This window comes from Longimicrobium sp. (assembly GCF_036280135.1).
Lineage (GTDB): Bacteria > Gemmatimonadota > Gemmatimonadetes > Longimicrobiales > Longimicrobiaceae > Longimicrobium.
Genome location: NZ_DASURI010000725.1, coordinates 1 through 7,501, shown reverse-complemented (window position 1 = coordinate 7,501; position 7,501 = coordinate 1). Strand labels below are relative to the sequence as shown.

The window sequence follows — 7,501 nt, the reverse complement described above, 5'->3', positions numbered from 1 at the left end:
CCGGCTCGAGCAGGAGGGCCCCGACCGCGTGCGCGTGTCCGGCGTGAAGGGACGCGGCGCGACCGACAAGCTCAAGGTCTCGATCGCCTACGAGTCCGGCTGGAAGGCCGTCGGCACGCTCGTCTACGGCTGGCCCGACGCCGTGGAAAAGGCGCAGCTGGCGGACCGGGTGCTGCGCGAGCGGCTGGACCGGCTGGGCCTCAGGTTCGACGAGGTGCTCACGGAGTTCGTGGGCTGGAACGCCACGCACGGTCCCCTGGCCGGCCCCCTGCCGCGCGACCTGCCGGAGGTGACGGTGCGCTGGGGCGTGCGGGGGCAGGACAAGGCGGCCGTGGAGCGCTTTACCAAGGAGATCGCGCCGCTGGTGCTGGCCGGCCCTCCGTCCGTGACGGGCTTTGCCGGCGGCCGCCCGGCCGTGCAGGAGATCATGGCGTACTGGCCCGCGCTCATCCCCAAGACGGAGATCGAGCCCGGGCTGACGGTGGAGGTGGTGACGGCATGAGGGAACTGAAGTACCAAGTGACAAGTGCCAAGTGCCAAGTCGTTACTTGGCACTTGGTACTGGGCACTAGGCACTCTCCGTCCGGAGCCGGCCCGTGCGCATAACCTTCCTGGGCACGGCCGCGGCGCGCCCCACCGTGGGGCGCAACGTCTCGTCGCTCATCCTGCAGCGCGAGGGCGACGTGATGATGTTCGACTGCGGCGAGGGCACGCAGCGGCAGATGATGCGCTTTGGGACGGGGTTCACCTTCAGCGAGATCTTCTTCACGCACCTGCACGCGGACCACTTCCTGGGCGTCATCGGCCTGCTGCGCACGCTGGGGCTGCAGGCCCGCGAGGAACCCGTGGACCTGTGGACCCCGCGCGGGACGATGGACACCCTGCGGCAGGCCGTGGAGCTGGGCGTGGAGCGCGTTCCCTTCGAGGTGCGCATCACGGAGCTCGCGCCCGGCGATACCCTGCGGCGCGGCGTATACGACGTCGTGCCGTACAAGACCAGCCACCGCGGCGGGCCGTCGCTGGGCTACGCCGTCGTGGAGCACCCGCGGCTGGGCCGCTTCAACGCCGACAAGGCGCGGGAGCTGGGCATTCCCGAGGGGCCGCTGTGGGGCAAGCTGCACCACGGCGAGGCCGTGGAGGTAGACGGCCGCGTCTACCGCCCGGAGGACATCGTGGGCGCCGAGCGGCCCGGCCGCCGCGTGGTCTACACGGGCGACACGCGCCCCTGCGCGGGCACGCGCGAGCACGCCCGCGGCGCCGACCTGCTCATCCACGAGGCTACCTTCGCGCAGGACGAGGCAGACCGCGCGGGGCAGACAGGCCACAGCACCGCCCGCGAGGCGGCGGAGATCGCCGTGTCGGCCGGGGCGCTGCGGCTGGCCATCACGCACTTCTCGCCGCGCTACGCCGACGATCCGCGCACGCTGGAGCGCGAGGCGCGCGCCGTCTTTCCCGACGTGGTCGCCGCCAACGACGGGTTGGTCATCGAGGTGCCGTACCGCGAGAGCTGACGCGATCCCGGTTCGGGTCCCGAATGAAGAAGCAGCGTCCGCGGAGATTTGCTCCGCGGACGCTGCTTTCGTTCCGGAACGGCCGGGAGCTAGATCTCGGGCTCCTGCGGGTAGCACGGATAGCAGGTGCCGTACATGCAGGTGTTCTGGTAACAGGTGTAGCACGTGTTGTTGCAGCTGTTGCAGCTCCCGTAGCACGAGGCATAGCAGGTCCCGTTGCAGGACGCGGCGGCCGTGTACGGCGGGCAGTTCACTTCCGTGTAGTTGGGATCGATGGGCTCGCAGGGCTGGTCGTAGCTGGGACCGCTGCCGGGCAGGTGCGCGCGCACCGTGCCCTCGCCGGCGAGCGCCGGGCCCGTGGCGAACGTGTCGACGTGCAGATCGTCCAGGCGAAGCTTCTTCATCGTCATCCTCCGGTTCTGGTCGTGTGGCCGGCCTCGCCGGCCGTGAGTCGCACGTCAACTAAACGTCCTGAACCGGTAGTCGCAAGTTCGTTCAGCGTTTTTGCCGGAGGGATTGCTCGACGTGCCGGCACGCCGCGCAGCAGGGGAGGTCGCGAGTCGACGAGCGGGTGGGGGGCCTCGTCGCGGTGCCCGCCTGTCCACCGAGTCCCATCTCGCCGATCCCTCCCCCCGCTGTTGACTCCGTAGATCTTGGGTGAAGATTGTGCCGGGCGAAAATTCCCGCGCCGGCCGATGTCGAAATCGGCACCTCCCGTTCGACCATCTGTGTTCACGCGGTCTTACCCCTTTCGAGCGAGGTTCCCGATGAAGTACCTGTGCCTGATCTACGGCGACGAGAAGCTGTGGGAAGCCATGTCCCCGGCCGAGGGCCAAGCGGAGATGGCCGAGTACGACGCGTTCACGGACGACATCCGCGCCGCCGGGCAGTACGTCGCCGGCGAGGCGCTGCAGCCCGTTGCGACGGCCACCACCGTGCGCATCCGCGACGGCAAGCTGTCCACCACGGACGGCCCGTTCGCCGAGACCAAGGAGCAGCTGGGCGGCTTTTACCTCATCGAGGCGCGGGACCTGAACGAGGCCATCCAGGTGGCGGCAAAGATCCCGTCGGCACGCATCGGCAGCGTGGAGGTGCGGCCGATCGTCGACTTCGGCGCGATGTAGCCCCGCTGGCGTGAAAGGCCCGGTGCGCGCGCGCCGGGCTCAACGCGACCCTCCAACCGATCGCATCCAGCCAGGGGCCACGATGAAGTACCTTTGCCTGATCTACGACCAGGAGCGGGACTGGGATGCCATGCCCCCGGGCGAGGCCGATGCCTGGCTGGCCGAGTGCATGGCGGCCGAGGACGCCCTCCGCGCCGGCGGCCATCACCTGGCCGGCGAGGCGCTGCACCCGGCCGCCTCGGCGTCCATCGTGCGCGTTCGCAAGGGCAGGCTGTCCGTCACGGACGGCCCGTTCGCCGAAACCCGGGAGCAGCTGGGCGGCTTCTACCTGGTGGAGGCGCGCGACGTGGAGGAGGCCGTCCGGGTCGCCGCGATGATCCCCGCCGCGCGCACCGGCTGCATCGAGGTGCGTCCGGTCGTGGACTTTACCGCGCGCTGATCCCGTGACGATGGCGGCGGACGCGGCCGATGACGCGCGGCGGGCCCTGGATGCCGTCTACCGCGCGGAGTCGCGCCGCGTCCTGGCCACGCTCATCCGCCTGCTGGGCGACTTCGACCTCGCGGAGGAGGCGCTGCACGACGCGTTCGCGGCCGCATTGGAGCGGTGGCCGCGCGACGGCGTTCCCGCCAGCCCGCGCGCGTGGCTCGTTTCCGCGGGCCGCTTTCGCGCCATCGACGCCCTGCGCCGCCGCGCCCGCTTCGACGCGCGGGCGGCGGACGTGGCCGATCATCTCCATCAAGCCCCGGCAGACCCGTCGGAGCTGGGGGGCGACGGCGTGGAGGACGACCGGCTGCGGCTCATCTTTACCTGCTGCCATCCCGCGCTGTCGCCGGACGCGCAGATCGCCATGACGCTGCGCGAGGTGTGCGGACTGACGACGGAGGAGATCGCGCGGGCGTTCCTGGCTTCCGCGCCCACGCTGGCGCAGCGGATCGTGCGCGCCAAGGCCAAGATCCGCGGGGCGCGCATCCCCTACGAGGTGCCGTCGCGCGCGGACCTGCCGGACCGGCTGGACGCCGTGCTGCACGTGGTCTACCTCGTCTTCAACGAGGGATACTCCGCGTCGTCCGGCGCGTCGCTCACCCGCGCGGACCTGTCCGGCGAGGCCATCCGCCTGGGCCGGCTGATCGCGGAGCTGCTGCCGGAGCCGGAGGTGCACGGGCTGCTCGCGCTGATGCTGCTGCACGAGTCCCGTCGCGCCGCGCGCACGTCCGCGGACGGCGAGCTGGTGCTGCTGGCGGACCAGGACCGCGCGCTGTGGGACGGGCGGATGATCGCGGAGGGATGCGCGCTGACGGAGCGCGCGCTGCGGTCGCGGCGGTTCGGGCCGTACGCGCTGCAGGCCGCCATCGCCGCCGTGCACGCCGAGGCGCCGACGGCGGGCGCCACGGACTGGGCCCAGATCGTGGGATTGTACGACGTGCTGCTGCGCGCCGATCCGTCGCCCGTCGTGGAGCTGAACCGCGCGGCGGCCGTCGCCATGCGCGACGGCCCCGCCCCCGGCCTCGCGCGCATCGACGCGCTGCTCGATCGCGGCGACCTGGCCGACTACCACCTTGCGCACTCCGCCCGCGCGGACCTGCTGCGCCGCCTGGGAAGGACGGCGGAGGCGCGGGATGCGTATCAGCGCGCCCTCTCCCTGGCGCGGCAGGAGCCGGAGCGCCGGTTCCTGGCGAGGCGGATGGAGGAGATGGGGGATGCGGATCGGTAGGGTAGCGGTCAGCGCGGCGCGACCCGAGCCGGAGTGAGTGACCCCGCCGTTACCCGGTGACGGCCGCCATCCCGCCGGAGCGAATGAATTCGCCGCTGGAAAGGCACGAAGTCCGCCTCCGCGGACTGCCCCAGCGGCGATCGGCCGGGCGTACACCGGGGCGGCGATCACGCAGTTGAAGCCTCACGCAGTTTGTGAGGCTTTCCGCCGTCGTTGCGGCGGCTTCAGCCGCTCCGGCCGGGATGCCGCGATTCCCGGATCACATCCGCAACGACAACTGCTTGTCTCACGCAGAGCCGCAGAGGCGCAGAGTACTTCGATCGCGCGATGAAATACTCCGCGTCCTCCGCGGCTTTGCGTGAGAAAATTCTTTAGACCTTCCGCTTCTCCAGGTCCTTCAGCAGCACGCGGGCGGCGTTGCGGCCGGACGCGCCCATGATGCCGCCGCCGGGGTGCGTGCTGGCGCCCGTGAGGTACAGCCCCTTGAGGTGCGACCGGTAGTTCGCCATCCCCGCCATGGGCCGCAGGCCGAACATCTGGTCCAGGCTCATCTCCAGGTGCATCACGTTGCCGCGCGGCAGCCCCAGCTCGCGCTCCAGCGCCAGCGGATGCTGGAACATCCGCCCCACCACCTTGTCGCGCGTGCCCGGCGCGTACTTCTCGAAGGTATCGAGAATCCGGTCCGCCTCGCGCTCCGCGATGTCGTCCCAGTTCTGTCCGCCGCTGAGCTCGTACGGATAGTACTGCGCCCACAGCCACAGCACCTCGCCGCCCGGCGGCGCCAGCGAATCGTCCACGGCGCTGAACGACATGGCCACGATGGGGGGATCGCGCGTGGGCTCGCCGCGCAGGTAGTCGGCGTACGCGTCGCCGATCTGCCTGCGGTCGCGGCAGAGCAGCTGCAGCGCCACCCGCGCGTCGCGCCCCCGCGACGCCGTGTACGAAATGGGCTCCCGGAGCGCCAGCCGCAGCACCGCGCCGAACCCGTTGCCCACGCGCACCCGGTCGATGCCGTCCGGCCGGTGCGCCTCGGGCAGCAGCCGATGCAGCGTCTCCTGCACGTGCGCCCCGCTGAGCACCGCGCGGGCCGTGCAGGCGCCCTCCGCCGTCTCGATCCCGATGGCCCGCTTTCCCTCCACGACGATGCGCTCCACGGGCGCGCCCACGTGCACGGAGCCGCCGTGCGCCTGGATGTGCCGCGCCAGCGCCTGCGTGAGCATGCCGCTGCCGCCCCGCGGCCGCGCGATGCCGCCTTCGTGGTAGAGCGGCTGCCACAGGAGGAACGGCGCCGTGAGCGGCTCGTGGGGCGGAGGACCGCTCTGCGCGGCCATCCACACCAGCGGCGTCTTGACCTTTTCCTCGCGAAAGTAGTGGTCCACCACCTCGCCGTACGGGCTCAGGATGGTCCGCAGGGCGCGCTTCCAGTCGCCCTGCACGGCCTTGCCCATGACGAACTTCTTGCCCAGCTCCCACGGGCTGGGCACGCTGAGGAACGCGTCCTTCACGGCGCGCGCGAACGGACGCCAGTCGTCCAGCAGGCGCTTGTAGGCCTCGCCCTCGCCGGGAAAGAGCGTGTCGATGCCGTGCGCCGTGCGGTCCTCGTCGCGGTGGATGAACAGCGCCGTGCCGTCCTCGTACGGGGCGAAGAAGAGCGGGTCCAGCTCCAGGTACTCCAGCCCGTGCCGCTCCAGCTCCAGCTCTCCCACGATGGGCGTGTTGCGGATGAGGATGTGCGCGCTGCCGCCCCAGTCAAAGCGGTAGCCCGGCACGATCTCCTCGGTGGAGACGGCTCCGCCCGCGATGCGCCGCCGCTCGAACACGCGCACGCGGTAGCCCGCCTGCGCCAGGTACGCGCCCGCGATGAGCGCGTTGTGCCCCGCGCCCACGATGGCGACGTCGCAGTCCGTGGATCGTCTCATTCCAAAGCCGGAAGAAAAAGAAGTTTCACACGGCACTTCGTGAACGGAGTCAACGGTAACGGATCAAAAAAACCGTTCACGCAGTGCCGTTCGCGAAGCGCCGTGTGAGAATGCAGTTCAGGTGCGTCACGAAGCCAGGCCGGCGCGCGCGGCGGCGGTCACGGCCTTCTTCGCGGGGAACAGGAACAGCGTGAGCCCCTGTACGCACAGCAGCGTCGTCGCCAGGAAGAACGTGGCCTCCTCCAGCGGCAGCGAGCCAAAGCGCACGCCCAGCGTCTGGGTCTTGGAGATGTGCCAGATGCCCAGGTGAATGGCGATGGCATCCGCCACCCACAGGTACGCCGTCGGCACGGCGATGCCCAGGATGAACGCGCGCGGCGCCGCGGCGATCCGCCCCGCGATCAGCGCCCACTGCGCGGCCAGCACGGGCGCGGCCCAGGCCAGGATCATCCCCATGTACGTTCCCTCGCGCCGCTGCAGCAGCCACACGCCGAGAAGCGCCAGCAGGGCGTACACGGCCGTCCCGCTCCAGCGCATCGTCGCGGACGGCGGGGCGGCGTCCGACAGGTCCGGCGGCACCAGGCGGTAGAACCACAGGCCGGCCAGCAGCGGCTGCAGGACGAAGAACATGTACTCCTCGATGGGGATCAGCCCGATGGTCCCCATCACCCGCTCCGGGCCGTAGCCCCACACGCCGCGGCGGATGAGCTCGGTGTCCCACGGCGTCGTGTAGACGAGCGCGATCAGGACCACGCCGACCAGCGACGGCAGCGCGCGCGCGCCCAGCCGCCGCAGGCTCCCGCGCGACGCGAGCGCCACCAGGAACAGCGGCGGGAGGATGAAGACCAGGTGGAACTGGAGATACGTCATCAGGCCGCCGACGCCGTCGCGGGAAGGGGGGCACGGTGCGTGGGCCGCGGCACCACGCGCTCCAGCACCTTGGCGCTGCTCAGCACGCCGGGCACGCCGCCGCCCGGGTGCGTGCCCGCGCCGCAGAGATAAAGCCCCTTGATCGGCGTGCGATAGCGCGCCCAGCCGGGCAAAGGGCGGAGAAAGAAAAGTTGATCCAACGTCAATTCACCTTGAAAAATGTTTCCTTCAGTAAGCCCGAACTCTTGCTCCAAGTCCCAAGGGGTGACTACCTGCCGATGGAGAATGATGTCTCTTAGATTGGGAGCATACTCGGAAAGTGTGTCGATCACCGCGTCGCCAAATTCCTTCCTTTTGTCGGGCCA

Annotated in this window: 9 protein-coding genes; 5 read left to right on the top strand and 4 right to left on the bottom strand. The window is 70.5% G+C overall.

The window, feature by feature from the left end; all coding sequences use genetic code 11:
* Both VFZ20_RS23430 and VFZ20_RS23425 read left to right on the top strand, forming a co-directional pair.
* The coding region (locus tag VFZ20_RS23430; RefSeq protein WP_329686384.1) for an acyclic terpene utilization AtuA family protein at positions 1-502 on the top strand (502 nt) is incomplete at its 5' end.
* A 94-nt stretch (positions 503-596) separates the two neighbouring features.
* Positions 597-1,511: a ribonuclease Z gene (locus VFZ20_RS23425; RefSeq protein ID WP_329686383.1), complete on the top strand. Its 915-nt coding sequence runs from the start codon at positions 597-599 to the stop codon at positions 1,509-1,511.
* Between the two features lie 89 nt (positions 1,512-1,600).
* On the opposite strand, the gene VFZ20_RS23420 is transcribed toward VFZ20_RS23425, so the two are convergent.
* Positions 1,601-1,915 carry a hypothetical protein gene (locus VFZ20_RS23420; protein WP_329686382.1) on the bottom strand — a complete coding sequence of 105 codons (315 nt, stop codon included), beginning with the start codon at positions 1,913-1,915 and terminating at the stop codon, positions 1,601-1,603.
* A 363-nt stretch (positions 1,916-2,278) separates the two neighbouring features.
* On the opposite strand from VFZ20_RS23420, the gene VFZ20_RS23415 reads away from it, so the two are divergent.
* The 3 genes from VFZ20_RS23415 (at position 2,279) to VFZ20_RS23405 (ending at position 4,347) form a co-directional block, all read left to right on the top strand.
* Positions 2,279-2,635: a YciI family protein gene (locus VFZ20_RS23415; RefSeq protein ID WP_329686381.1), complete on the top strand. Its 357-nt coding sequence runs from the start codon at positions 2,279-2,281 to the stop codon at positions 2,633-2,635.
* 82 nt (positions 2,636-2,717) lie between these two features.
* Positions 2,718-3,074: a YciI family protein gene (locus VFZ20_RS23410; RefSeq protein WP_329686380.1), complete on the top strand. Its 357-nt coding sequence runs from the start codon at positions 2,718-2,720 to the stop codon at positions 3,072-3,074.
* Positions 3,075-3,084: 10 nt separating this feature from the next.
* A complete protein-coding gene (locus tag VFZ20_RS23405) occupies positions 3,085-4,347 on the top strand; it encodes an RNA polymerase sigma factor (RefSeq protein ID WP_329686385.1) in 1,263 nt (420 codons plus the stop codon).
* Between the two features lie 371 nt (positions 4,348-4,718).
* Here VFZ20_RS23405 and VFZ20_RS23400 read toward each other — a convergent pair whose 3' ends face one another.
* From VFZ20_RS23400 to VFZ20_RS23390, 3 genes are all read right to left on the bottom strand, one after another.
* Positions 4,719-6,266, bottom strand: a complete 1,548-nt coding sequence (locus VFZ20_RS23400; RefSeq protein ID WP_329686379.1) for an NAD(P)/FAD-dependent oxidoreductase — start codon at positions 6,264-6,266, stop codon at positions 4,719-4,721.
* Between the two features lie 126 nt (positions 6,267-6,392).
* Positions 6,393-7,136, bottom strand: coding sequence for a lycopene cyclase domain-containing protein (locus tag VFZ20_RS23395; RefSeq protein ID WP_329686378.1), 744 nt, complete (start codon positions 7,134-7,136; stop codon positions 6,393-6,395).
* A partial coding sequence (locus tag VFZ20_RS23390) for a phytoene desaturase family protein (RefSeq protein ID WP_329686377.1) occupies positions 7,136-7,501 on the bottom strand: 366 nt, incomplete at its 5' end. The genes VFZ20_RS23390 and VFZ20_RS23395, both read right to left, overlap by 1 nt.